The following is a 26,462-nucleotide window of genomic DNA, read 5'->3' on the forward strand; positions in this document are numbered from 1 at the left end:
CCAGCGGACTAGAGCCTTCGCCTAGGTTTCAAGGGGGGATGGGCACCTGTGTGGCAGGTCTGCAAAAAAAGGGGCGATCAACGATCGCCCCGAACTGTGTTGCCACGAGAGAACCTATAAAGTCAGTTGCCGCCGCTCCTCCTCGGTCAACTGCTGCCGCGCCTGATCGCTCAGCGGCCCGGCGCCCAGCACCTGCACCGGGCTGTCCGGGTTGTAGCCGGGGTTGGCCCGGCTGGCGCCATCCCGGGTCGGCGCCAGGCGTTCCTGGCCGAAACTCAGCACCTGCACGCTAAACACCGACGGCATGTTCTGCCGCGCCGCCGCCTGCTGCTGGCGCGCCACATCCTCGGCCGCCTGGGTCGCCGAAGACGCCGCCGAGCTGGCCGACGTCAGGGCCCCGGTATTGACCGACGCCACCACCGGAATCCCCGAGGACTTGCCCTGGGTCTGGATGTTCGCGGCGTTGACCACTTGCAAGGCCGCGATGTTGACGTTGCCCGAGACCCGGATCCCGGCCTCGCCGGCGTCGATGGTGCCCAGAGGCGCAATCAGGTCGATATCCCCCGGCGCCACCTCGGCAATCGGGTTCAGCGTGGCGATACCGGCCCCGGTGCTCGGCACCGACGGCGACAGGGTCACATTGCCCCAGTTGTCGTAGACCCTTCTGGGCGGGGTGTAGACCACGGTGGTTTTCGAGCCACGCCCGGCGTTGATATCGCCCTCGGCCGACCAGCCGAGGATCGAACCGCCGAAGGTGGTCATGATGCGGCTCTGGCCCAGCAGGATGCTGCCCTGGGAGTACAGCTGGATATTGCCCTGGCCCTGGGTGATCACCCCCGCCGTGGACGGTGGCGCCTCGCCCTCGATGCCAAACACCTGCTGCCCGCCCGGGGTGAGCATCTGGATATCGCCGCCGACATTGGTGTGCACCCCGGCGCCGCCATACAGGGTGATATTGCCCTGGTAGACGATCGGGTTGCCGGCCACATCGGTGTCCGGGAACAGCGCGGCAATGGCGTTGCGCCCGCGCAAGTAGCTGCCCTGGCGCGGACCATCGACTTGGTTGTACTCCAGGCCGCCGGCGCGCAGCTCGGCAAAATACACCTGGCGCGCGAACAATCCCTGCTCCACCGCCGGCAAGCCGGCGAAGTAGGCCCGGGCCTGCTCGTCGCTGCCGCTGAAGCCGTAGCGCAGCTTCAGCCAGCTGGCCAGTTCCGTTTCGTAGGTCTTGGCCACCTTGCCCGGTTGCGCGGCCAGGGAAGCGCTGTCGCTGGCCAGGTTGGCCGGGTCCAGGTAGCGCGCGGCAAAGGCCGTGTAGTTCGGCCCACTGGCCCCGGCCCCCGCCTGCAGGACGATGCTCGCCCCCGGTCGGTTGTCACCCGGCACCAAGGCACCGAGGCTGGTGATCGACGCCTTGTCTTCCATGCGGATATCGCGCCCGGCGTTGATTTGCAGCAGGCCGGGCCCCGCGATATTGAAGCTGCTGTAGAGAATGTCGCGCCCGGCCGAGACCAGGGAGATATCCAGCGGATCGTTATGCACGAACAGGTTGCCGCTGCTCGAACCACTACCCAGCAAAGGCACGATGACTGTCGCCTGCCCCAACGGGGTGCCGCTGTTGACGATATCCCGACCGGCCAGCATCCAGACCGGCGCGGCCGCGTCGTACCAGGTCTGGGCCGGGCGCGAGCCGGAAGCGCTGAAGTTCAGTTGCTCACCCGAGCGTATGCCCACCAGATCGCCGGCCATGGCATAGAAGCGCGCCGGCTCACGCCGGCCGCCGAAAGTGGTCAGGGTGTCGCCGCCAAAGGCGAAGAGCGGGAAGCCGCCCATGCCTTGCAGAGAAGACAAACCATCGGGGCTGAGATTGTTCACCAGCAGGCGCTCGCCACCGCCCTGCTCGCGCCCTTCGAAGGCCGGCATGAACGGCGTCGGCAGCAGGCGGCTATCGGCTCCGGACTGATTGAGCGCATAACCGCCGGCGAAGATCGAGCCGCCGGCCAGCATCTGCAACTGGCCGTTGGGCGAAGGTGCCAGTACCAGGGAATAAGGCGAGTTTTTCTGGCCACTGTCGGTAGAGAGCGCCGAAGAGCCATAGTACAGGTTGCCGCCCGGGGCGACGGCCCGCAGGATCGAGGGATAGATAAAGCGCCCGTCGGTCGGCGAGGTATTGAGTTGGCTCCGGGGGGTGTCATTGCTGCCCACAGCCAGTTCTCCGGTCTGTGTCGAAGGCGTCAGATTGCCCCCCGCCGAGAACAGGTCGATGGCGGTATGCTCGGTCCAGAGCGAAAACCAGCTACTACCGCCGCCCAGGTAGGTAGTGCCGTCCAGGCTGAACGCCGACGTATTGTGCTGCCGCGTGCGACCCGGGTCGACCGCGCCACCCAGCACCAGATCGCCGCGGGTGGCGAGGCTGACCGTGGCATCGCCGGGGACGATCACCAGGCCGCCGGTGGCACTGGCCACCGAGGACGAATACGGATCATAGGCCCGCACTTCGCGGGCATCCTGGTTAAAGCTGAAGCGGCCGAAATTCTGCTTGATACCGCCCATGGCCCCGGCATTGGCCTGCACATTGCCCCGTAGATTGATCAGGGCGCCGTTCAAGTCATGGTTCTGCCCTTGCGCGGGCCCACTGCGAACACTAGAAGCCCGGGCGTCCAGGGAAGGATTGAGGCCGCCACCGATATTCAGCTTGAGGTCGCCCCCCCCGGTCAGGGTCAAGCCGCCATCGGCGCCCACCCGCCCGGTGCTGCCCACCGCCAGGATCAGCGCCTCGCTGCGCGGCGCGGCCAGGGTTGTACGGTCGCCACGGCGCAGCAGGGTGCCGGCATCGGCGCCGACCCGTACCTCGAGATTGCCGCCACCCAAAGTACCGACTCCGGTAAAGCCGGTAACCTGCGGCATGGGCGTGCCAATGGTCGGGGTGACATAGGTCCCGAAGTTGATCCACCAGGCAGTTGGAACCGTCTGGTCCACCGCCGCAGAGCCACTACCTTGGCGCCATAGCCAGTTGCCTATGCCGACACTCGATAGGGCACTGCTGCCTGTGCTCTGGCCCTGGTCGAAGGTACTGCCCAAGGCATCGCCACGCAGGCTGCCCGCCGTCGACAGCAGCAGGTTGCCGCCCTGCTCCGGGTACCAGGCCTGGTAGAGGCTATCGCCTTCCACTAGTTTTTCGTAGGCCGCCACCTGCTCGTCGAAACCAGCTTTGTAATTGGCGTCTCTGTACAGATCGAGGTTGTCGTAAGCGCCCAGTACCGTGCCTTTACTGCCCACGCCGCGGGTTGCCGCATAACCTGCGCCCATGGCCTCGGACTGGGTGCCGGCGGTGTAGACGCCGAATACCGATTGCATGCTCAGGTCGCCGCCGGAAACCAGGTCCAGGTCGCCGGTGCCGGTGCGCAGCACGCTGAAGATCGGCGCCATGGCGCGCACCGCGATCACCTCTCCGGGCTTGTCGGGTTCGCCTGGCTCTCCGGGCTTGAAGACGCACAGTCCCGGTGCCCAGTCGCAATAACCATTAGCCACATCTTCCGGTGACAGCGGCTGCCCCACTACGCCACCCAACCAGCTCCAATCCGGGCTTTCCACCTCAGGCCCCCAAACCCAGCTATCGACACTGGGCTTGAATTCACACAGTCCCGGCGCCCAATCGCAATAACCGTTAGCTAGATCTTCCGGCGACAGCGGCTGCCCCACCACGCCGCCCAACCAGCTCCAATCCGGACTCTCTACCTCAGCCCCCCAGACCCAGTTGCCCCCCGGCTTGCCAGGAACGATCTCGCGGTCCCTGAACAGCGAGTAATGGGTATCGGCCAGGATCAACTGGCCATCGACCACTCGGGGCTTGACGCTGCGGGTGTCGGCCGCCTCGGTGTCGGCACCGCTGACCAGGCGTAGCGACCAGGATTGCGAGCCCTCGGGCAGCAACCCCGCGATCGCCCAGTTGCGCCCCTGGCTTTCGCCATCGGCCGGACGCAAGGCCACCGACAAGGCACCGTTGGGCAGCTTGACGTCGGTTTGGGACGGGATCAGCGCACCGGCTTTCAGCGCCAGATCGCCATTGAGGGCATAAGTGTCCTGCTGGCCGCTACTCGGATCGAGGGTCGCTGGCAGCGCCACGCCCTTGGGCCAGAGCATGGCCTGCAAGGCGGTGCGCGTGGTCAACAGAGTCCCGGCGCCGAGCCGGGTGCCCACAGGCAGGGTCACCGCCTGCTCCAGCAAGGTGCCGGCGGCGTACAGCAGGCTGCCGTCGGCGGCGCGCACATCACCGCGCACGACGCTGCCAGCATCCAGGGTCAGCGCCTGCGCCAGGCGGCCCTCGGTGGGCAGCACCACGCCACTGGCGAAGGTGGTGGCCTTGATCGGCAAGTCGTAGTTGAGGGTCTTGCCGCCCAGGAACAGCGAGCCATCGGCCAGGGTCACGCCCATCCCCGGCACCACCAGCTCGCCGCCGAACGGCTGCATGCCGGGCAACAATACCCAGCCGGCATCGTCCGGGGTGGCGGGCGGCGGGGTAAAGCCATCGGTGACGCTGCCGCGCACTTCGAGGTTGCCGGCGGCGCGGATCGCCAGGCTACCGGTCTCGCCGGAGCCGTAGACCGCGGTCCTGGCAAAGTGCGGATTGAGGCTGGCATAGCGGTAGCCGGACAGGTCCAGGTCACCCTGGATCACCACGTCCCGCTCGCTGCTGATCTGCACCCCGGGGCGCAGGTGCAAGGCATCGGCATAACCGCCGGCGGTCAGGCCGGCCAGCTTGCCGTCGAGCAACGCGGTGTTGGCCAGCGCCGCGTCGATGAAGGCCGTGCTCTGGTCGTGCTTGCGGTTCATGTAGGCCTGGTCGATCACCCGGTACGGCCTGCCGCTGGCGGCGTCGCTGCCGTCCTTGAGCAAGGCGTCACTGTCGCTGTCGTCATAACGCCAGATGCCATTGACCGCGATCGACCTGGCCCCGCTGATCTGCTGGCGGCCGCTGGCATCGATATCGATATCGCCGCCACTGACCCCGCCCAGCCGTGGCGCATTGAGTTCCAGGGTGCCTCGGGCCTGGCCGTCATACTGCCCGGGCTGGCTGCCCAGGGTCGCGGCGGTGCCGTGGCGCAGGTCGATGCGGCTGCCCTCGGCCAGGACCAACCGGCCCTCGCCCGACGTGAGGTCGACCACCGCGCGGTTCGGCGCATCGATGATCTTGCCGTAGCTGTCGACCCGCAATTGCGTGCCATGGGCATCGAGCAGCGCCGCCGCGCCCAGGGTCAGCCCGTTGCGCGCCGCCAGGCGGATGCTGCCGACCTGCTCGCCGCTGGCATCCACGGTGCCAAGTACCGTCAGGTGGCCATTGTCCAGGGACAGGTTGATCTCCCCCGCCTTGAGTTCGTTGCCAAGTTGCAGGTCGCCCTGCTTGAGCTGGAAGCTACGCGAACCATAGACCTGGCCTTCGTTGAGGCGTTGGTTGAGGGCCGCGAAATCGCCCACGCCCTGGGCACGGATATCCACCCCGCCGGCCTTGTACGGCACCCGGGTGCCGCCGGCATCGTAATGACCGGAACTGCCGCCGAGGATCGCCCCCAAAAGTTCTACCTGGCCCGCTCCCGGGTCCAGGGCGATGGCGCTCAGCGCCCCGGCCTTGTTGTTCTGCGCCGACAGGTCGATCCGCGCGCCGGCCGCCTGGCGAATATCGCCGCCACGGCTTTCCAGCAGCACATCGCCGCCCCAGCTGTATTTGTTCAGGTCATTGAAGGGCACGGTGCGCCCGGCCAGGTCTAGCCGGGCATTGCCCGCCAGCACCAGGTCGCGCTCGGCCAGCAGGCTCAGCTTGCCGCTGGGCAGCACCACCGCGGTGTCCAGGCTGATGCTGCGCCCCTGCAGCGCCAGTTCGCCGCCCAGGGTGTTGATCGACCCCGGCACGGCACCGCCACCGGAAATACGGATATCGCCGCCGGCCTTGATCCGGCTCACCGAGCCGGCTTCGCCCGTCAGCAACGGGGTAACGATATTCAGCTCGCCGCCGCTGTAGCTGTAGCCCTTGCCGCTCTCGTAGGCGCCCTGGCTCTGGTAGACCGCCAGGCTGCCCTTGTGGTTGGCGGTCAGGCGCTGGCTGGCGCGCAGGTCGACCGTGGCAAAACCCAGGGCCAGGCGATCGAAGGAGGCCAGGCTATCGGGCTGCGATTGCGCACCGTAACCGAACTCGATGCGCTCGGCGGCCAACTCCAGGCGGCCGCTGCCGGTACCGGCGCCCTGGTTGATCACCGTGCCTGGCAGCCCGGCCGTGCCGTTCCAGATCAGGTTCGCGGTGCGAATGCTGGCCACGTCCTCGGCGTCGCCATGACCGTAGATCGCCGGGGTACCCAGGATCAGGTGGCTCAGGCTGGATTGGCCGGTGACCGGGTCCAGGGTGCTCAACTGCGTCGAGCCATAGAAGTTCAACGAATCCCGGGCATTCAGGGTCAGGGTTTCCAGGGCCGGCGCGCCGCGCTCGCGGTCGCCGCGCAGCAGGCGGTCGAGCACCTGCTGGTTGAGGGTCAGGCCCGGTGCCAGGGTATGGCCCGCGGCGGCTGCGGCCAGGCTCTGGCCGCTGCCGACATTGACCCCACCCACCGCCAGGGTCAGGTTGCGGGTGCCATAACGCACCTCGTCCCCCAGTTCGAACAGGTTATCGGTGGCCGCGGCCAGGGTGCCTTCGGAATACAACTGGGTCACACCGCTGCAGCTACCGGCACAGCTGCCGATGCGAATACTGCCCGGCCCCACCTGGCCGTTCTGCGCCGGGGTCGGCGGCAGCAGGTCGAGCCAGCCGTTGGACACCGCTAGCAGGCTGGTCCTGCCGGGATCGTAGATAAAGCCATCGCGGGAATCGTAGGCACTGGCGCCACGCCCCAGGGTATCGATCCCGGCGCCCTGTTCCACCACGATGCCACCCGTGGTCATGCCACTGAGGAGCATCACTTCGGGGGCCGACAACAGGGCCCCCGAGCGCAAGGTCAGGTCGCTCAGGTTGGAGCTGAAGGTGATGTAATTGCCGCCCTGGCCATATTGGCGGGTACCGGTGCCGCCGATCCGCAGGCTGGCCGCGCCCAGGGCATTGAGTTGCGCGGCATCGATCGAGGTGCCGGTAAAGCCCGCGCTGGGACCGCCCGCGACGATCTCCATCTGGGAACTTTGGCTCTGGCTCAGCACGCTGGCGACGGTGCCGTAGCCGCCCTTGTCCGGACTGAAGCGACTGGTGCCGGCATAGGTGAAGGACGGTTGCCCGGTCTGGTTCTGCAACAGATTCAGGGTCAGACCCTTGGCGTCGGCGGTCAGGGCAGCGCGCGGAATGCCCAGGCGCGCCGCGTCGCTGACGAGGAATTGAGTCAGGGAGGTTTCGTTGTATTGGGAATAGCGGCGCAGCACATCGGCCGAGGTCAGGATCACCTGGCGCGAGAGGCTGTCCTGGATCCCGGTGCCGAGGACCGACAAGCGCCCCGAGGTACTCCAGGAGCCATTGGCCATGGCCAGGCCCGGCTGCTGGGCGGCCAGGCCGGCGCCACCGTTGAGCTCGACCCGGAACGCCCCCGGCAGCAGCGCATAGGTCGCCGGCAACAGGGTATAGACCCCCGGCGCCAGTCCCGGCACCCCGGCCTCCAAAGTGATCTGCTGGCCGATCACCGGGTCCAGGGCACCGCTCTGTCCGGCGCCAGGGGCATAACCTGCCTGGTTGCCGGGCACGATGGCGTAGACCGGATTGCTGGCCCGCCCCGGCAGGCTGAAACGACCGTCGGCGCCGATCCGCACCAAGGGGTTGAAACGCGCATCGGTGGAACCGCCACGCCCGGAAATAAAGCCGGCGCCGGTCAGTTCGCCGCCGCCCGACAAGTCCACCACGGCACCGCTCTGGACATCGATCGACTGCCCCAACAGCGTCAGGGTCAGCCACTCGGGCCCCAGGATGGGATTGAGTACGCTCTCGCCCAGCGGCTTGCCGTCCTGGGTCCAGGTCTGGCCGTCCACCGTGCCGCCAAAGGGCATCACCAGCCCCGCCGCACTCAGGGAGGTCAGGCTGCCGGGCAGCAAGCGCACGATCGAGCTGTGATCTTGCGGGCCGCCGTTGAAGCCCAGCACCAGGCTGCCCTGGGGCGCGCGAACCACCCCGCCCTGGTCGATGCTCTGGGCGGACAGCAGCAGGCTGCCATAGGCCGAATAAGGCACGCCGGGGTCCTGGGCGCTGCTGCGGCCGATACTCAGGTGGCGGGCGCGGATCTCGGCACGGGCCAGGGTCTCCGGGTAGAGCTGCGCCACCGTCAGGTCCAGGTCACCCGGGGTGTTCAGGCGGGTGAAGGAAATATTGCCCGTGGGGCGCAGCATGCGCATGTCTCCAGCGCTGCGCACCTCCATCGTGGCAAAGCCGCGCTGGTCCAACGGCAACTGGCCACTGCCCAGGTTGATGTCGCCATGGGCACCGAGGTTGACCTCATCGCGGATATCCAGCAGTTGGCTGGTCACGGTCAACTGCGCCTGGGTCGCCTGGGTCGAACTGCCACCGCGCACCACGGGCACCGTCAACCCTGGGGAGCCGTTATTGTTCCGAGCAGCCTCCGCCAGCCGCACGTAAGGCGCACTGAGCCTGACCCGGGTATCGGCCTCCGCGCCCTGGGCCAGCCCCAGGGAAGCCGAATACAGCTGCAGGCCCTGGCCCAGGGCCAGATCGACATCGCCGTCGAAACTGATCTGGCCGTTGCTCAGCAGGGCCAGGTTGCCAAAACCGCCAGCGTCGACCTGCTCCACGCTGAGATTGCCTTGTCCATAGGCCAACGTCCCGGAAGCCGTCTCGTCGAGGGACCAGCGGCGCTGGCTGATCAGCAGTTCCCGCGGGGCCAGGGGCGCATCGCTGCCCAGCAGGGCACGATCATAGGCAGCGGTCTCCAAGGCCACCGCCAGGCTGCCGCCCGCCGCCCCCTGCCCGCCAGCGGCGGCGCGCAGGTCACCGTCCAGGTACAGGCCATTGAGCGAACTGAGGCTGATACTGCCGCCATTGCTGGCTACGGTCGTCGAACCGGCGCCCCTGATATCCAGGGCGGCCTGGGCGCCGGAAGCCTCGAGGCGCGAACCGGCCTTGAGCTGCACGAACAGATCCGGCGCCGCCGCACGGCCAGTGGCCGGGTCCAGGGTACCGCCGATGACAATGCTGCCACCGTCGCTGACCTTGCCGTAGCGCCGGCCCTGGGCGTCCAGGGCAGTGACCGCGCGCCCGGAAACATCCACCAGGGCATTGCTCCCCAACAGGATCGAGCGCTGATGAAGGGTGCTCAGGGCGTCGGTGTCCACCTGCGGCATCCGCGTGGCGCTGATCGAGACCTTGCCGCCATGGGCGATCAGATGACCGTCGATGTTGATCTGGCCGATCCCGCGCAAGGCGATGGACTGGCCATCGTCCACCCTCACGGTGGCGCCCTGTCCGATATCCAGGGCCACGCTGGCGATATCGGCAGTAGTGGAATCGAGCCCCCCGGTCTGCAGGGTCAGGCTGGTACCGGCGCGCTGGCTCAGGCGGCCCTTGGCCGGGTCCTCCTGGTAGGGCTGCGGCAGCCACGGCTGCAGCGCGCTGGCGGCCGGCTCGCCGGTGGCGACACGGGTCGTCCCGGCGGACTGGGCGTAGACCGGCACCCGCACATCCACCTGGGCGCCCTCGGCGACTTTCAACCCCTGGTTGCCGGTGATGTCGTAGGCGCCGAAGCCCTTGTCGAAAAAGTCGCTGGCCAGGACCAGGGTCGCGGCGTCGGGCGACGTTCCGCCGCCGATCTGCACCTTGCCTGCCTGCAGGCTCAGGGTGCCGCCGCCGTTCACCCCATGGCCCTTGAGCTGGCCAGCCAGGGTCAGGACGCCATTGCCGATGCTGGTGCCGGCATTGGCCGCCAGGGTCAGGTCACCGCCCTTGCCACCACGCAGGCTGCCGTTCAGCAGCAGCACCGCGCCGCTGCTGACATCCACCTGGCTGCCGGCGGCCAGGGTCAGGTCGCCACGGCTGCGCAGGGACACACTGCCGCCATTGACAAAGGCCAGGCCACTGTTGTCCTGCGGCGCCAGCAACAGGTTGCTCCACAGGCCGCTGGTGTCCAGGCGTGCCCCCTCGCTCAAGACCAGGCTGGCCCGGGATGCGGTGGAACCGATCAGGGTGTCCATCAGGTCAGCTGCCGACGATGGCCTTTGCCGCAGCACGTTGCCCAGGGCAATGCGCCCGCCATGGCTGGTCAGCCCGGCATTCACCTGGACCTGCGGACCGTGCAAGGCGATCTCCCCCGCCGGCCCGACCTGCAGGTCACCGTCGACCGTGACGCTCTCGTAGGCGGCGACCCGCACCGCGCCCAGGTCGAAACCGTTGAGTAGCCCGGTATCCAGTTGCAGCCGCCCCTGGCGCTCGCCCAGGACCGAGTCCAGCCCAATGTCCAGGGCCTGGGGGACCTGCCCCGGGGCCAGGACCACCTGCTTGAGGGTGCGGTCGGTGGCCTGCAAGATGTTTTGCAGGGTGCCGCTGTCCTTGTGCCAGAACGGTGTATAGCTGCCGACGAGCAACTGCGCGCCACGGGCCACGGCATTCTGTGCCTGGTCGTAGCCATCGAGCCCGGCCTGGGGGGCCAGGGCCTGGCGTTCGCCCTGGTAGGTGTTGCCGAGCAACTGGCCTTCGAGCACCGCGCTGCCGGTGCCGACCACCAGCTTGCCGGCATCGCGGCCAACGCTATAGCCGTCTTCGTAGCGCTGCTGCGGCGCAATCAGCGGGCTGTAGTAGTAATCGGTCTGGCCCCAGCGCGGGCTGCTGTCCTCATAACCCTTGTAAATACCGCTGTAGAGAATGTCGCCCGGCGCCCGGGACAACTCGTAGAGGCGCCCGTCCGGGCCCTTGAGCCAGGTCTGGCGCACCAGGCCACCCTGGACATCGAGGGTGCCGCCGGACAGGTTGATGCTCGAACCGGCCTGGGTCACCACATCACGCCCGGTGAAGGTCAGGGTACCGCCCTGGGCCATCCACTCGCCCACCCCGTGGGCCTGGGTCCCCAGGTAGCCACCGACCTCCAGCAAGCCGCCGGCGGTGTACCAGCGGTCCGTGGCGTAGCCATTGGTCCCGGCCGGCACATAGACCAGCTCGCGCACATCGACCCACACATCGTTGTTGTTCAGGCTGCCCTGGTCGCGGTTGCCGGCGGCATCGCGCTGCTCGTTGCCCTGGATATTGACCTTGACGCTGTTGGCCTCCATGGCCACCTTGACCCCGACCGCACCCGCCACATCGATCAGCGCGCCGTCGCGCACCAGGCTGCGCTGGCCGGCGCTGACCGCCACCTGGCCACCGGTGGCCAGGGTAATGGAGCCGGACTGGAAGTCCACGGTGCCGCCGCTGACGATCTCTACCCGCGACTGGTCGGTACGGTCGGCCACGCTGCTGAGGTTGTCGAAGGCGCCACCGATGCTGTTACCAAGGCCGCCCAGCCCGGCCAGGCCCGCGTTGCGCTGGCTGTCCAGGGCCGTGCCACTGGCGGCGTCCAGCAGGATCGCCGTATGGCTGCCCTGGCCCAGGGTCACGCTGGAACTGCTGTCGCTGGCCGAGTTGAGCAGGTGCACAGTGCCGCGGCTGTCCACCGAGGTGGTGGCCAGGACCAGGCCGTTCTGCTGCACCTGGTGGCCGGTCAGGGTGATATCGCCGGTGGAGGCCTGGATCAGGCCGTTATTGCTGACCTTGCCGGCCTGGCTGCCGGCCTTGCGGGTGCTGGCCACCTCATTGCCGCGGGTGGTCGAGGTGGTATTGCCGGCGGTGCCGGCGCCCTTGCGGATATAGAAGCTGTCGCCGGCGGCCAGGGTCGCCTGGCCCTTGGGCGTGACCAGGCTGCCGGCGTTGTCCACCTCGCTGCCCAGCAGCAGGACATAACCGCCGGACTCGGTGGACACGCCCGGCGCTCGGGTCTGGATCAGCGCGCCTTGTTGCACCTGGACCTTGCCAGCGGCGTCGGTGAAGGTCGGCTGCGAGCCGATGCTGTCGACATACAGCCCGCGCTCGCGGAACTGGCTGTCGCTGATGGTCGCGGCGGCGGCCACCAGGTTGCGGGTATCGACCTGGCTGCTGCCGCTGAAAATCACCCCGTTGCGGTTGACTAGCATCACCGTGCCGGCCGCCTTGATCTGACCCTGGATCTCGCTCGGCCGCGCCTGCGGGTCGTTGACCCGGTTGAGCACCGCCCAGTCGGCCTGCTGCTGGAAATCCACCGTGGTGTTGCGCCCGACGTTGAAGGTTTCCCAATTGAGAATGGCCTTGTCCGCGGTCTGGCCGATGCTCACCGTGGTCTTGCCGTCGGCCTGGGTCTGCACCGGGTTGCTGGCATTGGTCCAGCCTTTGGTCAGGGTATTCTCGTCGACCTTGAGCCCGCCCTCGCCCAAGCCATCGGGAATACTCGAGGCCGCCACCAGCGCCGAACGCCGCCCGGCCGCCTGGGCCGCCTGCTGCGCGGCGATGGCCGCCACCGTGTTATTGACGTTGCTCAAGGACTGCTGCAACTGCTGGTTGGCCTTCAACTGCTGGGCCAGGGGCGGTGGCGAACCCGGCTTGGGCAGGCTCCCCGCTACCCCGCCGACGCCCGCCGTCTGCTGCGCCGCGCCCTTGCTGGCGAACCAGCCGGCGCTGAACGCCGTCTCGGCCTGGGCACTGCTCGCCACCAGCAACAGGGCAATGGCGTGGGCCAGCGGATTGAGACGCAGGACAGGCAACGCCTCGCAGCGGGTTACTGACTTCAGAACAGGGTTGGGCTTACCGAGGCGCATCGCTCACTTATCCTTTTACACAGTCGCGAAATAGGTCGGCGGCCCACCCGCTGTCACGGACGGAGCGCTCAGGTAGTAGGCGGTTGGCGCCGGCCGGCACCGAACCTTTGTCATGAAAACTTCATCCGCGTGTGGGTTCAGAGCGGACGGCCAATGCCGTTGCACACGCTGGGGTAGTTCAGGCTCAGGGGGTTGGCAGTCAGCAGGAAATTGTCGCGCACGGCCTTTTTCCAGAGCGCGTCCACAGGGATCAGGTGCTGGGCGTTCAACCGGGCATCGGTGTTGATCTGGGGGTTCGGACCGAAGTGGCGCATCAGCAGGCTTCGCATCGCCGTAACGTCCCGCGGGTCGCGATAGCACTGGCCGAAGATCAGGTAGCTGTAGCCAACCAGGGCATAGCCATAGGCCGGATTGGCGATATCCGCTGCCCACTTCTGCGGGTCGGCACGATCGCTGACGGTGCTCGGTGGCGTGAACTGCGCCAGACTGACCTGGTTCAGCGCAGAGGGCGGCAACAGGCCGTTGATCCGCGCCACCTGGGCGTTGCTGCTGATATCCACAGACGCGGGCCCCGTGTAACCGATGGCGCCTTCGCTGGCGGCGACCCCGGCCAGCAGCGCCTGATCGCTGCGTACCGCCTGCCAGTGCCCGGGCAGCGGCCCCCGGTGGGCCGAAACGAACAGGTTGCTGACGTTGAAGGCCTGGGGACAGAGGCTGTTGAGGTGGCGCGCAAGCAGCTCGCTGGAACCACTGCGGTCGGCGCGGTAGATCACCGTCACCGGCGTGCGCGAATAGGCCGGGTTGATCTGGTCCCAGGTACTGATAGCTCCGGAAAACAGGCCACAGAGCATGCCGCCGTTCAGGTCCAGGTCGGTCACCGGCTGGCCGCTGGCCAAGCGTACCCGATAAGGAATCGCCACCGAGGTGATCGCCACCGGGACCTGGATCAGCGGGCCCCAGTCTGCCGCCGAGCCGGCAATGGCCCCCGGTACCTGGTGGTTGCTGCGGTATTGCGCAAGCTCGTTGACGGTCAGCCGTGATTCGCTGATGGCGTAGTCCACGGAAAACGGCACAGAGGAGCCCGGGGTCAGTGCCTGGCTGTCATTGATCAGCAGCGCCTTCTTGCCGGCCCCGCTGCCTGCGGCTCGATAGACCCCAGCTGTCGGCGGCAATACGCCCGAGGTGTTGTAGAAACCCTGCATCAGGTACGAACCGCCGCCGTCCAGAGCCGCCGAGGCCGGAGCAGTACAAAGGCCGGTCAAGGCCCCAGCCAGGGCAGCCAACCGATATCTGGACATGGCAACTCCCTCTGTTGCCCGGGATGCCCCATGGCAACATGAAATTCGCGCGAAGAAAAAATCGGCAACGGCTGGCGCCGTTGCCGATCGGTGTTACGGGTAGTCAACCCCGGCCTGGATCAGGCTGGACGGCCGATACCGTTGCACACGCTGGCGTTGTTCACGCCCTGGGCGCTGGTTGGTGGAATGAAGGCATTGCGAATGGCGGTCTTCCAGGTTGAGGTCAGCGGGATCAGTTTCTTGTCGATGATTGCCTGATCGTTGCTGCTGGCGAAGGTGGCGTTGTAGTGCTTGGTCAGGAAGCTGCGGATCGAGCTGACATCCGCGGTGTCCTTGTAGCACTGGCCGAAGATGAAGTTGGTGTAGCCGACGATCGAATAGCCGGTGGCCGGGTTAGGCAATACCGGTGCCCACTTGGTCAGGTCGGCACGATCGGCGGCGGTGGACGGAGGCGCGATGGTGCTCAGGGCGGTCTGCACGTTGCCCACGGTTGGCAGCAGGCCGTTGATGCGAGCCACTACAGCGTTGTTGGTGGCGTCGACATCTTCAGGGCCGACATAACCGATGGCGCCGGCGGTGGAAGCCACGGTGCTGGCCACGGCGGCGCTGCCGCTGACGCCGATCCAGGAAGCTGGTTCCGCGCCTGGGTGGGCATTGGCGAAAGTACTGCTGACGGAGGTGAACACCGATGGGCAACGGTTGTTCAGGTGGCGAGTGAGGATTTCCGAGGTACCGCTGCTGCCGGAGCGGTATACCACGCGAACCGGAGTGGTATCGGAGGTGCCGAGTACTTCACCCCAGGTACGGGCGGCGCCGTTGTTGGCCGACAGGGCCAGGCACAGTTGCTCGCTGGTCAGGTTCAGGTTGGTGGTGCCGGCCTTGTTGTAAGGAATGGTCACCGAGGTGGCGGCCGATGGGAATTGCAGCAGTGGGCCCCAGTTGGCAGGATCGGTAGCCGGTACGTCTTGGTGGGCGGTTTTGTAGTTGCTGATTTCAGTGGCGTTGAGAATCGAGTCGCTGCCTGCGTAGTCCACAGTGGTACCGGCTGGCAGGGTGGTGGTCAGCGAACCGATGTTGTTGGTCAGCACGGCAGTCTTGCCGCCACCGCTGCCCACGCCGTAGTAGGTGCCGAAACCAGGAGTCAGTACGCCCGGGGTGTTGTACAGCTGCTCTGGCAGAGTGGCACCGCCACCCACAACAGCCGCCATCGATTGGGCCGAAGCCAGAGCCGCTACGGCCAGGGAAGCTGCGATCATAGTGCGCTTAAACATGAAGAATCTCCTTTCGTCGTGTGTATACGGAGGTCAATGGTTCTTGCATGACGCCATGGCGCTCAGCTCCTCTGCCCTGCTCTGAGAGCGTTGTGCGGGTGAGGCCATGGGGAAGAAGTTCGCAGTTTCCGGTGACAGATAAAGGAAAAAACCTCGGGAGAAAGCGCTTGATTCTGAAAAACTTTCTCGGGTGTTCGAGGGCCCTGGCACGGGCTTTTCAGCGCAGGTGACAGCGAGGTTGCGTCAGGCCTTTTGCCAGTTCCTGGCGGCACGCGGCACAGGTCTTGGGCTGGGGGCGCTGGGGGTGGTCGTGCATGACAGAACGAGGAACCCGAGTTCGTCGGGATTGCCGCTCGGGTGGCGTCGCGTGGTCGAGAAAAAAGTTGCGGCAAGCCCTGCCGTTGATCCTGGCGAACCGCGTGCTCAGGTTTGGCGAGGACTGCGTCCTCGATCGCAGCCTCGCTGCGCTCGGCAGCGGCTACAGACGCCCGTCGAGGAAAATCACGATCCGTAGGAGCGAGGCTTGCCCGCGATCCAGGCGACGCGAATCGTCTGGATGGACGCTATCGCGAGCAAGCTTCGCTCCTACAGAAGCCCTCCTTTTATTGCACCAACTGGTTGATCTCGATGATCGGCAGCAGCACCGCCATGACGATCACCAGCACCACCCCGCCCATGACCACGATCATCAGTGGTTCGAGCAAGGCGGTCATGCCCATGGCGCGGCGTTCGATGTCGCGGGACAGGGTTTGCGCGGCGCGTTCGAGCATGGGTGGCAGGGCGCCGGTTTTTTCGCCGCTGGCGATCAGGTGGATCAGCACCGGCGGGAAGACTTTTTCCACCCGCAGCGCGGCGGCGAGGTTGACGCCTTCGCGGACCTTGGCGGTGGCGTCGCTGACGCTTTGGCTCAGGCGGTCGTTGGACAGGGTCTGGCGCGCCGCTTCCAGGGCGCGCAGCAGCGGCACCCCGGCGCCGCCGAGGATCGCCAGGGTCGAGGCGAAGCGCGCGGTGTTCAGGCCCAGCACGAAGCGCCCGATCAGCGGCAGGCGCAGCACCCGGCTGTGCCAACTCAAGCGGGCCTGGGGATTGCGCAGGTACAGGCGCCAGCTCCAGAAGCCGCCGGCCAGCACGCCGAAACACAACCAGCCCCAGGCGCGGATGAAATCGCTGGCGTTGAGCATCGCCAGGGTCAGCCCCGGCAGGTCCTGGCGCGCCTGGGAGAAGGCGCTGACCACCTGGGGCACCACGTAGCTGAGCAGGAAGATCACGATGCCCACCGAGACCAGCCCGACCACGCCGGGGTAGATAAAGGCGGTGAGGATCTTGCCGCGCAGGGTGTTGCGTTCTTCGATGTAGTCGGCCAGGCGCTCCATGACCTGGGCCAGGTCGCCCGACTCTTCGCCGGCGGCGATCAGCGCCCGGTAGATATCCGGGAAATCCCGCGGCCGTGCCGCCAGGGCTTCGGCCAGGCGCATGCCGCTGCGCACATCGGCGCGCACCGCGCTGAGGGTGTGGGCGATGTGCTTTTTTTCCGCTTGCTCGACCGTGGCACTCAGCGCCGCTTCCAGCGGCAGGCTGGCGCCCAGCAGGCTGGCCAGTTGGCGGGTGGCCCAGGCCAGGTCGTTGTCCGACAGCTTGGCGCTGAACAGGCCGCCGCCACCGGCCTTGGGTGTGTTGCTCTCGACCTGCACCATCAGCGCCGTCAGCCCGCGGCTGCGCAGTACGCCGAAAGCGGCGCTCTGGCTGTCGGCTTCCAGGTGCCCGGACTCGATCTTGCCGAGGGCGTCGGCGGCTTCGTAGCGATAACGGTTCATCAGGCGTCCCGGGTTACGCGCAGGATTTCTTCAGGGGCGGTGGCGCCGCTGCGCACCCAGCGCTCGCCGTCCTCGCGCATGCTCAACATCCCGGCGCGCCGTGCGGCGGCGCGCAGCGCCTGCTCGTCGGCGCCCTGGTGGATCAGGCTGCGAATGTCGTCGTCGATGCAGAACAGCTCGTGGATGCCGGTGCGTCCGCTGTAGCCGACCTGGTTGCAGGCCGGGCAGCCCACCGGGCGCCAGGTGCCGGGGGCGGTCGGGTCTTCTTCCTTGCAGTGCGGGCACAGGCGCCGCACCAGGCGCTGGGCCAGCACGCCGAGCATCGACGAGGCCAGCAGGAACGGCTCGACGCCCATGTCGATCAGGCGGTTGACCGCCGATACCGCGTCGTTGGTGTGCAGGGTCGCCAGCACCAGGTGGCCGGTGAGCGAAGCCTGCACGGCGATCTGCGCGGTTTCCAGGTCGCGGATCTCGCCGATCATGATGATGTCCGGGTCCTGGCGCAGAATCGCGCGCAGGGCCAGGGCGAAGGTCATGTCGATCTTGGCGTTGACCTGGATCTGGCTGATCCCCGGCAGGTCGTACTCCACCGGGTCCTCAACGGTGAGGATATTGCTGGTGCTGGCGTCCAGCCGCGCCAGGGCAGCATAGAGGCTGGTGGTCTTGCCGCTGCCGGTGGGGCCGGTGACCAGCACGATGCCGTGGGGCTGGCGGATCAGGTGGTCGAGCTTGCCCAGCACCTGCGGGTCCATGCCTAAGGTTTCCAGTTGCAAGCGCCCGGCCTGTTTATCCAGCAGGCGCATCACCACCCGCTCGCCGTGCCCGGTGGGCACCGTGGACACGCGGATATCGATGGGCCGCCCGGCCACGCGCAAGGCGATGCGGCCATCCTGGGGCAGGCGTTTTTCGGCGATGTCGAGCTGGGCCATGATCTTGATCCGCGACACCAGCGCGCCGTGCAAGGCCTTGCGCGGCGAGACCACGTCGCGCAGCGTGCCGTCGACCCGGTAGCGCACCACCGAATGGCTTTCATAGGGCTCGATATGGATATCGCTGGCCTCGTCCCGCGCGGCCTGGGTCAGCAAGGCGTTGATCATGCGGATCACCGGCGCGCCGTCCTGGGTGTCCAGCAGGTCGGTGATTTCCGGGATGTCCTGCATCAGGCGGTCGAGGTCGACCTCGTTCTCGGCGGCGCCGACCACCGCGGCGGCGCTGCCGGTGTCGGAATAGGCGCTGGCCAGCAGGCCGTCGAGTTCCTCGTCGCGCACCCGCTCCAGCCGCGCCGGGCCGAACTGGCGGCGCGCTTCGCTGATCGACCAGCCGGGGGTCGAGGGGCAGACCAGGAGTACGGCGCCCTCCTCGCTATGGCGCAGGAGGATGCGTTGGGATTTGGCCCAGGCGTAAGGGAGTTGGGGGTTCATGGGAGTAACTCCGGGGCTTGGCCTGGGCTGTGTACAGATCCGGTGCTGCGGTAACGGCGGCTTAGGGGTTCGTTTTTACAGCGGGGTCGGGGTACATATCCGTTACTTCGGTCACGGCTGCTGGCGGTTTCGCCCTTACGGCGAGTCACTTTGAAGAGCCCAAAGTAACCAAAGGCTCTTGCCCCAAGCGTCCGGTCCTCGCTAGGGCTCGGATTCCCTCGCTCCGGTCCTGCTCCGTGGGCCGCCGCCACAGGCCATCCATGGCCTGGGGCGGCTAACCCGGCATCCCTGCCGGGTTGCCCACTGCGCAGAACCTCCACTCGGCCTCCCGACGGGGCAAGAAAATCAAAAACAACGCGAGGCGACCTGCCGGTCGGCCTGTCTGAGAACACGTTCCCTGTAGCCGCTGCCGCAGGCTGCGATCGGCTGCGAAGCAGACGCAAAACCATGCGCCTCGATCTGCCTGATACATCGCGTCGTCTGGTTTGGCGTGCGCTGCGCGCCCGATCGCAGCCTGCGGCAGCGGCTACAAGAAGCGCGTACAACGCGCTTGGCTTTGGCTGTGGCTTTTGATCTTGATCCACCCGCCCCTTTCCCAGAGGCCGAACGCAGGCGTTGCGCAGGGGGTAGCGCGGCAGGGATGCCGCGCTAGCCGCCCCAGGCCATGGATGGCCTGTGGCGGCGGGCCCCCGGAGCAATGCCGGAGTGAGGGCATGCCGAGCTCTAGCGAGGCACCGAATGGAGGGGCAAGCGTTTTTGCTTACTTTTTGCTGGGCCGGCACTCCGGCGTTTGAAAAAAGTGAGTCGCCGTAAGGGCGAAACCGCCAACAGCCATTACCGCAGTAACGGATATGTACCCCGCCCCCGCTGTAAAAGCGAAACCCTAAGCCGCCATAACCGCAGCAACGGATATCCCCCCCATCACCCAGCGCACCAGACGCCGAGCGTGTAAACGCAACAGGCGCACTCATTGCACTGGCACCGCCCTGATCCTCGCCCTCGGCACCTGCCCCGGGTTCGGCGCAGGCGCCGACACCGGCACAACCCCCGGCACCCCCTGCTCCGCCGTCGGCAATTGCGGCGCCTGCATGTCCGGCATGGCCCAGCTGCGGTCCGGCTGCAGGCCGCCCTGGGCGCGGCGCATGAAGTCGTAGCGGTTGAGGGTGATGCTGCGCCCCGCGGCGCTGTCGCGAATGATGTAGGGCCGCAGGAACACCATCAGGTTGGTCTTGTTGGTCGAGCGGCTTTCGTTGCGAAACAGCGCGCCGATCCCGGGGATAGTCGACAGCCATGGCACCGCGTTGTTGCTCTGGCTGTAGCCGTCCTGCAGCAGGCCGCCGAGGACCATGATCTGGCCGTCGTCGAGCAGGATGCTGGTGTCGATCGCGCGCTTGTTGGTCACGGTGCCGGCCTGCACCGAGGCGCGCTGGTCGACGCTGCTGACCTCCTGATAGATGTCGAGCTTGACCGTGCCGCCCTCGGAAATCTGTGGTCGCACATTCAGCTTCAGGCCGACTTCTTCGCGCTGCACGGTCTGGAACGGGTTGTTGCTGTTGCCGCCACCGCCGGTGACGTAGCTGCCGGTGACGAAGGGAATGGTCTGGCCAACGAAGATGCTCGCCGCTTCGTTGTCCAGGGTCAGCAGGTTCGGGGTCGACAGCACGTTGTTCCCGCCCTTGCTCTTCAGGGCCCGGGCCAGCACCTTGAGGTCGAGGATCTTGCCGATCCCGGGGATGTCCACGGTGCCGTTGACCAGGCCGACGTTGAGCCCTTGGGGCAGCACGTCGAGGCTGGTCTTGCCGTTGAGGTTGAGGCCGCTGCCACCGAGGTTGGCGCCGCCGATGACGCCGCTGCCACCGAGATTGCCGGTCTGCCACTGCACGCCGAATTCGGCGGCGTCGTCTTCGTTGACTTCGACGATCAGGCTTTCGATCACCACCTGGGCGCGGCGCTGGTCGAGCATGTCGATGACTTCGCGCAGGTTGCGGTACAGCGGTTCCGGCGCGGAAATCAGCAAGGTGTTGGTGGTGGCATCGGCCTGGATGGTCACGCCGCCGGCGCTGAAGGCGGTGTTCTGCTCGGAGGCCTGGGTGCCGCCCTGGCTGCCGCTGGAACTGCCGCCCTGGGCATAACCGCTGCCGGAACTGCTGCCGCTGCTGAGGCTGGAGCTGCCACCGGTGGAACCGCTGCCGCCGCTCTGGCCGCTGCTGGAACTGCCGCCCTGGCTCATGCCGCCCATGCTGCCGAGCATGGCCCGCGCGTTGTCGCCGGTGCCGCTGTCACTCTCGCCGGTGAGCAGGCCGCGCAGGGCCTGGGCCAGCTTGCCGGCCTGGGCGTTGCGCAGGTACACCACGTGCAGGTTGCTCGGGTTGCTCTGGGCGTTGTCCAGCTTGTAGATCAGGTTGCGCGCCAGCTCAGTGCGCTCGGGGCTGCCGGTGCGGATGATGATCGAGTTGGAACGCGGGTCGCCGACCACGCTGACCTTCTGGGTCGGGTCGGCGCCCTGGGTTTCCAGCAGCTCGGAGACCATGCCGGCGATGTCCACGGCGATGCCGTTCTGCACCGGCACCACGTCGGTGTCCAGGGCGCTGGGGATGTCGATGCCTTCGATGATCTGCGCCACCCGGGTGAGGTTTTCGGCGTAGTCGGTGATGACGATGCTGTTGTTGCCCGGGTAGGCGTTGATCGGGTTGTTCGGCGACACGATCGGGCGCAGCACCGGGATCAGGTTCACCGCGTTTTCGTATTGCAGGCGGAAGGTGCGGGTCAGCATGCCGTTGGCCGACGGCTTGCCGGCGTTGTAGATCGGCCCGCCGAGCAGCTTGGCGTCGGCTTCCGGCACCACCTGGGCCACGCCGCCGACATCCACCACACTGAAACCCTGCATGCGCAGGGCCGCCAGCAGCATGTCGTAGGCCTGGTGGGCCGGCACTTCGCCTTCGCTGACCAGGGTCAGGTTGCCCTTGACCCGCGGGTCCACCAGGAACTGCTGGCCGGTGGAACGCGCCAGCGCCCGGACCACAGCCTGGATATCGACGTCGACGAAATTCAGGCGCACCGGCTGGTCGCCCAGGGGATTGCGCACCACGGTGCCGCTGGCGGCGGGAGCACCGGGCGCGCGTCCCGCACGGCTGATCGGATGCTGGAATTTGGGACGCTGGGTCTGTTGCGCCTGGGCCCTCTCCCGCTCGGCCACCACATCGCCGCCACTGCGATTGGTCTCGCCCAGGGGCCGTCCCAGTTCGCTGTCCACCAGCAACGGTGGCTGTGGCTCCTGGTTGTGACTGCACGCCGCCAGCGCCAGGGCCAGCGGCCCCAGCAGGAGCAAGGGCAGCGCCTTGCGCGACTGGCGAACATAGAAAGAACCTGACCACTTCATGAAGCTTCCTTAGCGCCAAGCGCCTGATCCATGCGAACGGTTCCGGACAGTTTGCCTGCCGTGCCATCGATGTCGGCCGGCCCCGCGCGTTGCAGGCGGGCCTCCATCACTTCCAGGGAGAACTGCCGGGGATTGCCCAGCAGCCAACCGACCACGGCATCCGCCGGGGCCTCTTGAAAACTCAAGTGCCAGGCCTGGGACTCGCCCTCGCCCACCACCTGCAACTGGTACAGCCCCTGCAGGCCGGCGGCATCCAGGGTCTGGCGCAAGGACTGCTCCAGGCTCTGCCCCGGCTCGCCGCCACGGGGCCCACCGGCCTGGTGCAGCACCAGTTCCAGGGCTTCGGACTGGGAGCGCAGCTTGGGGATCTCGGCCTGCCAGTAATCGATCTTCTTCAGCGCCGGCTCGATCAGCAGCAGCCACACCAGCGAGCCGCCCAGCAGCGCCGCCGCGCCGGCCAGCAGGCGTTTCTCGCGCAGGGCCAGACCGCTCCAGTACAGCTGTGCCTGGGCGGCCTGGCGCTGCCAGCGCTGGCGGTAATGGCTGAGGCTCAGCTTATTCATCCTCGTCTTCCTCGCTGTCGTCGGCTTCCATCGGCACCGCGCCGGTCGCCATGCCTGTGGCGGCGCGCAGGGTCCAGCCCTGGTCACCGGGGCTGGCTTCGAGCCCGGCCTGGGTCAGCAGGCCCTGCCAGCCACTGTCGGGCGCAGGGACACGGGTGTCGCTGAGCAGGCTCAGTTGCAATTCGCCGTTCTGATAGTTCAAACGCTCGACCCCGCCGATCACGAAAGGCATGGCATTGCTGGCCTGCAGCACCAGGCTGTTGAAGCTGTGCGGAGCGTCGCCGCTGGCCCCGCTCTGGCGCGCCGCCAGTTGCTGACGCGCCTGTTGCAGGGGGTTGAGGATCACCGGCAATTCCGGGAACACCTGCTGCACCCGTTGGCTCATCTGCGCCTTGAGCTGCTGGCCCTGGGCCGCCTGGCGCGCGGCGTACAGGTTCAGGCCCAGGGTCCAGACCACCAGCGCCACCGCGCACAGCGCCGCGGCACGGCCCCAGCCCTGCTGGCGAGCGCTGTTGTTCTGCACTCCGCCGTGCAGGCCCCAGTCGGGTGCCTGGCCGGTCCAGCGACAGCTGTCCGGCAGTTGCTCCAGGGCCGCTGGCGGGGCCGCCTCGCCTATCCATTGCAACCCGGCGCCGTTGGCCAGCAGGGCCTGCAAGGCGTCTTCGGGTAGCGGTTGCACACTGCCCTGCCGCGGGCTGTGGCGCAGCAACAGGTGCTGGTCTTGCAGGCAGGCGGTCAACTGGCCCGCCGCCGGCACCGGCAAGGCATAGGGCGCCGGGTACAGGCCGCGCAGTTTCAGGCCGGCCTGCTCCAGCACCTGGCCGAGCCGCGCCAGCGCCTCGCGCGGCAGCCAGCTGATGTGCACCTGGCCGTCGCCGTCGCGCGGGCTGTGGGCCACGTACAGGCTGTCGCTGTGGCCGAGAATCAGCGCCTGGGCGGCACAGGCCACCGCCGCGCTGACCTTGGCCGGCGCCAGGGCCGGCAGCTCGATGCTCGCCAGCAGGCTGTCCTCGGGGTGCAGGAAACACTCCACAGCCGGCGCCTTGGGCATCTGCCCCAGTTGCATCAGGCTGGCTTCGCCGGCTTCCTTGACCTGGCCTTCCTTGACCTGGAGCCGGGCAAAGCTCACCCGGCTCTCGGCCGTCAGCGTATGCAAGGGCGGCAGGCTGACGCGCAAGCGGCTCATACGCCCACCCGCGACCAGATCACCCGGGGCATGTTGTCTTCGCTGCGGTGCAACAAGGCCAGTAGCTTGACCCGACGCCGCTCGCCGCGGGCCTGGCCTTGCAGGCGGAACCATTCGCTGGTGATGCCGACCCGCACCGCGTCCGCCGGTACGTGCGGCATGCGCAGGCGGTTGATGAAATCCCCCTGGTTGATGAACCACTGGCCGCTGTCGCGCTCGGCGATCAGCGCCTTGGCCCGTGGCAGCGCCAGCCCCGGCACGGTCGCGGCGAGCACTTCGGCGCTGGCGGTGTTGCCGTTGACCCAGGTATTGGCCGGCAGGATGGTGACAAATGGCTCCAGGCGCGCCAGCAGCTTTTCATCGACGCCGTTCACCCCCAGCAAGTCGTCGAGACTGCGCAGCATCGGCTGCTTGGCCAACAGCGGCTTGCGCGCGGCCTCGGGCGAAGTGTCGCGACCGCTGTGGAAACCGCTATTGACCGGCGCCGCCGTGCCTTCCGGGCTCAACTGCCGTGGGTAGGAAGCGATCACCCGCTGACTGATGCGCTGGCCCAGGGTCGCGTTGACCCCGAGCAGCTCGCACAGGCGCTGGAAATTCTCTATCTGCAACGGGTCGAGCCGGTCGTTGGCCAGCAGGTTGCGCAGGTTGAACTTGCTCTGCTCGTCCTCCAGCCGCCCCTCGAACGGCCCGGCGCCCGGGCCCAGGGCCGCGAGCTGGATCGGCCGCGCCCAGTTCTGGTCGAGGCGGGTCAGCACGTCGCGTTGGCGGTCTTCCCACAGGCGCTGGCGGCTGACTTCCATGCCGCCCTGCAGCTGCCAGCTGCCCTGGACCCGCAGCTGCTCGCTTTCCAGCCCCCGGGTGAACAGGGTCTGGCGGGTCAGCATGCCGCCGGCGATCACCGCCACCACGGCGGCGATCAACAGGGCGCTGATAATGGCCATGCCACGCTGTTTCGCCGCTGTCGGCGAACGGGCTGTCATGGCGGCGCTTACAACTGCCAGGAGCCGATATCGGCATTCACGCCGTCACCGTCTGGCTGGCCGTCGGCCCCCAGGGAGAACACATCCACTTCGCCGTTGGCCCCCGGGTTCAGGTAATGGTAAGGACGGCCCCAGGGGTCGTTGGGCAGGCGTTCCAGGTAGGAACGCCAGTTGCTGTTCTTGGCATCCGCCGGGCGTTCCACCAGCACTTTCAGGCCCTGGTTCATGCTCGGGTAGGTGCCGTGGTCGAGGCGATAGAGCTTGAGGGCCTGCATCAGCCCGCCGATGTCCTGCTTGGCCGCGGTGGCCCGGGCCTGGTCCGGACGGTCGAGTACCTTGGGCACCACCATCGCGGCGAGGATCCCGAGAATGACCACCACCACCATGATCTCGATCAGGGTGAAACCGCCCTGTCCGCGCGGGCGGCGGGGCTGGCGACGGGGCTGACAGCGGGATCCGGGGTGTGACGTGAAGCGCACGACATCCATCTCGACGTTCCTTGGCTTGATTTCGATTCGTCGCGCAGTGTTGCAAGAAAATATGTCAGTGATATTGACGTTGCTCGGGAGTGACCGTCGCCAATCGGTCAAATTTGCCATGTAGCCTGCAAGCCTCCATTTGCGCCACGAGACGTCCATGCCGCGGGCCCGCCAGCCACTACTCAAACCACCCGCCGGACCGCCAGCCGCTAAACAGCGGGGTTTCACCCTGATCGAGGTGCTGGTGGCGCTGGCGATCATCGCCGTGGCCATGTCGGCGGCGATCCGCGTGGCCGGCTTGATGACCCAGAGCAATGGTTTGCTGCGGGATAGATCCATCGCCCTGCTGGCGGCCCAATCGCGCCTGGCGGAGTTGCGCCTGGAAGGCCGCCTGCCGCCCGGGACCAAGAACATCGAGTGCGACCAGGGCCGGCTCAAGCTGCGTTGCGAACAGAACATCGCGCCCAGCCCCGACCCACGTCTGTCCCGGGTCAGCGTGCGGGTCCTCGACCGCAGCCGCGAGGCCCCGCCCCTGGCGCGCCTGGACACCCTAGTCGCGCGCGCACCGAAGAATCCCAATCGGTAAGGAATAACCCTGTAGGAGCGAGCTTGCTCGCGATGGACCCGAGAACGCCGCGTTCATCCATTCAACACGCATTATCGTTAACGTCCATCGCGAGCAAGCTCGCTCCTACAGGGGACTCCGCTAGGCATCGCCTGCGTAGCGCCGAAGGCTCCAGCGTGCAGCCACTTGTCGTACAGAGCCATCACTGCCGGGTCAGCACCGGCAACGCCGGGCTTTCCGGCAACTTGCTGACATCCAGCCGCGAACGCTCGCCGCCGCGTTCGATCACCACCCCGTCGCCCTCGATGGCCACCAGTTGCACGCCCTGGGCCAGGCGCTCGCCCACCAGGAAGCTGCGCGGCGGCGCGTCGTTGAGGCTGAGGATCGCCACCGCGCCGCGGGGGCTGGCCATCAGCCCGGTGACCTTGATGTCCAGCGCCAGCGGCTGGTTGGAAAACCACTGCTGCGCCGGGCTCTGGGCCTGGGCGGCCAGGGCTTGCGGCGGCGCCTGCGGGGTGCGCGACTCGGCGGGGGTCAGCAGCAGCGACGACCAGGTCGCCACCCCGGCCACGATCGCCAGCAGGGCCAGGGATTGCACCAGCTGCGGCGGGGAAAATCGATGGACGAATGCCATGGCAAGGACCTCCTGTTTGTCCGTCTTCGCAGCCTAGCGCGCAATGGTCACGTTTTTATTTCACATTCGCCGGGCAGGATGAAAACCGA

General features: G+C 67.3%; 12 protein-coding genes. 1 reads left to right on the forward strand and 11 read right to left on the reverse strand.

Annotated elements, in window-relative coordinates:
• Positions 1–114: 114 nt before the first annotated feature.
• The 10 genes from CRO75_RS17235 to gspG all read right to left on the reverse strand — a co-directional run bounded on the left by CRO75_RS17235 (position 115) and on the right by gspG (position 25,183).
• The gene (locus tag CRO75_RS17235; RefSeq protein ID WP_097137011.1) at positions 115–12,783 is read right to left on the reverse strand and encodes a filamentous hemagglutinin family protein; all 12,669 of its coding nucleotides are present in this window, start codon (positions 12,781–12,783) and stop codon (positions 115–117) included.
• A 137-nt stretch (positions 12,784–12,920) separates the two neighbouring features.
• The gene (locus CRO75_RS17240) at positions 12,921–14,081 is read right to left on the reverse strand and encodes a substrate-binding domain-containing protein (protein ID WP_097137013.1); all 1,161 of its coding nucleotides are present in this window, start codon (positions 14,079–14,081) and stop codon (positions 12,921–12,923) included.
• Positions 14,082–14,200: 119 nt separating this feature from the next.
• Entirely contained in the window at positions 14,201–15,352 is a 1,152-nt protein-coding gene (locus CRO75_RS17245) for a substrate-binding domain-containing protein (RefSeq protein WP_097137015.1), read from the reverse strand.
• A gap of 602 nt (positions 15,353–15,954) precedes the next feature.
• Positions 15,955–17,166 (reverse strand): type II secretion system inner membrane protein GspF, encoded by a 1,212-nt coding sequence (gene gspF, locus CRO75_RS17250; protein WP_097137017.1) that lies wholly within the window; start codon positions 17,164–17,166, stop codon positions 15,955–15,957.
• Positions 17,166–18,587 (reverse strand): type II secretion system ATPase GspE, encoded by a 1,422-nt coding sequence (gspE, locus tag CRO75_RS17255; RefSeq protein WP_062825739.1) that lies wholly within the window; start codon positions 18,585–18,587, stop codon positions 17,166–17,168. Before gspE ends, gspF begins: the two co-directional genes overlap by 1 nt.
• 967 nt (positions 18,588–19,554) lie before the next feature.
• On the reverse strand, positions 19,555–21,966 hold the full coding sequence (gene gspD, locus CRO75_RS17265; protein WP_097137019.1) for a type II secretion system secretin GspD: 2,412 nt from the start codon (positions 21,964–21,966) through the stop codon (positions 19,555–19,557).
• A complete protein-coding gene (gene gspM, locus CRO75_RS17270) occupies positions 21,963–22,529 on the reverse strand; it encodes a type II secretion system protein GspM (RefSeq protein ID WP_097137021.1) in 567 nt (188 codons plus the stop codon). The genes gspD and gspM overlap by 4 nt, the downstream gene beginning before the upstream one ends.
• Positions 22,522–23,715, reverse strand: coding sequence for a type II secretion system protein GspL (gene gspL, locus CRO75_RS17275; protein ID WP_097137024.1), 1,194 nt, complete (start codon positions 23,713–23,715; stop codon positions 22,522–22,524). Before gspL ends, gspM begins: the two co-directional genes overlap by 8 nt.
• Complete coding sequence (gspK, locus tag CRO75_RS17280; RefSeq protein ID WP_092418653.1) at positions 23,712–24,695, reverse strand: type II secretion system minor pseudopilin GspK; 984 nt, start codon at positions 24,693–24,695, stop codon at positions 23,712–23,714. Before gspK ends, gspL begins: the two co-directional genes overlap by 4 nt.
• 8 nt (positions 24,696–24,703) lie before the next feature.
• On the reverse strand, positions 24,704–25,183 hold the full coding sequence (gene gspG, locus CRO75_RS17285) for a type II secretion system major pseudopilin GspG (protein WP_097137026.1): 480 nt from the start codon (positions 25,181–25,183) through the stop codon (positions 24,704–24,706).
• Between the two features lie 148 nt (positions 25,184–25,331).
• On the opposite strand from gspG, the gene gspI reads away from it, so the two are divergent.
• The gene (gene gspI, locus CRO75_RS17290; RefSeq protein WP_097137028.1) at positions 25,332–25,760 is read left to right on the forward strand and encodes a type II secretion system minor pseudopilin GspI; all 429 of its coding nucleotides are present in this window, start codon (positions 25,332–25,334) and stop codon (positions 25,758–25,760) included.
• A 181-nt stretch (positions 25,761–25,941) separates the two neighbouring features.
• On the opposite strand, the gene CRO75_RS17295 is transcribed toward gspI, so the two are convergent.
• Entirely contained in the window at positions 25,942–26,373 is a 432-nt protein-coding gene (locus CRO75_RS17295) for a type II secretion system protein N (RefSeq protein WP_025809148.1), read from the reverse strand.
• Positions 26,374–26,462 lie beyond the last annotated feature (89 nt).

Origin of the sequence: Pseudomonas sp. LAMO17WK12:I10, assembly GCF_900215185.1 — a bacterium.
Classification (GTDB): domain Bacteria; phylum Pseudomonadota; class Gammaproteobacteria; order Pseudomonadales; family Pseudomonadaceae; genus Aquipseudomonas; species Aquipseudomonas chlororaphis.

Bases quoted from the DNA above. Each gene is read 5' to 3' on its own strand.
- CRO75_RS17235 (WP_097137011.1), bottom strand. From the start codon at position 12,783: ATGCGCCTCGGTAAGCCCAACCCTGTTCTGAAGTCAGTAACCCGCTGC.
- CRO75_RS17240 (WP_097137013.1), bottom strand. From the start codon at position 14,081: ATGTCCAGATATCGGTTGGCTGCCCTGGCTGGGGCCTTGACCGGCCTT.
- CRO75_RS17245 (WP_097137015.1), bottom strand. From the start codon at position 15,352: ATGTTTAAGCGCACTATGATCGCAGCTTCCCTGGCCGTAGCGGCTCTG.
- gspF (WP_097137017.1), bottom strand. From the start codon at position 17,166: ATGAACCGTTATCGCTACGAAGCCGCCGACGCCCTCGGCAAGATCGAG.
- gspE (WP_062825739.1), bottom strand. From the start codon at position 18,587: ATGAACCCCCAACTCCCTTACGCCTGGGCCAAATCCCAACGCATCCTC.
- gspD (WP_097137019.1), bottom strand. From the start codon at position 21,966: ATGAAGTGGTCAGGTTCTTTCTATGTTCGCCAGTCGCGCAAGGCGCTG.
- gspM (WP_097137021.1), bottom strand. From the start codon at position 22,529: ATGAATAAGCTGAGCCTCAGCCATTACCGCCAGCGCTGGCAGCGCCAG.
- gspL (WP_097137024.1), bottom strand. From the start codon at position 23,715: ATGAGCCGCTTGCGCGTCAGCCTGCCGCCCTTGCATACGCTGACGGCC.
- gspK (WP_092418653.1), bottom strand. From the start codon at position 24,695: ATGACAGCCCGTTCGCCGACAGCGGCGAAACAGCGTGGCATGGCCATT.
- gspG (WP_097137026.1), bottom strand. From the start codon at position 25,183: ATGGATGTCGTGCGCTTCACGTCACACCCCGGATCCCGCTGTCAGCCC.
- gspI (WP_097137028.1), top strand. From the start codon at position 25,332: ATGCCGCGGGCCCGCCAGCCACTACTCAAACCACCCGCCGGACCGCCA.
- CRO75_RS17295 (WP_025809148.1), bottom strand. From the start codon at position 26,373: ATGGCATTCGTCCATCGATTTTCCCCGCCGCAGCTGGTGCAATCCCTG.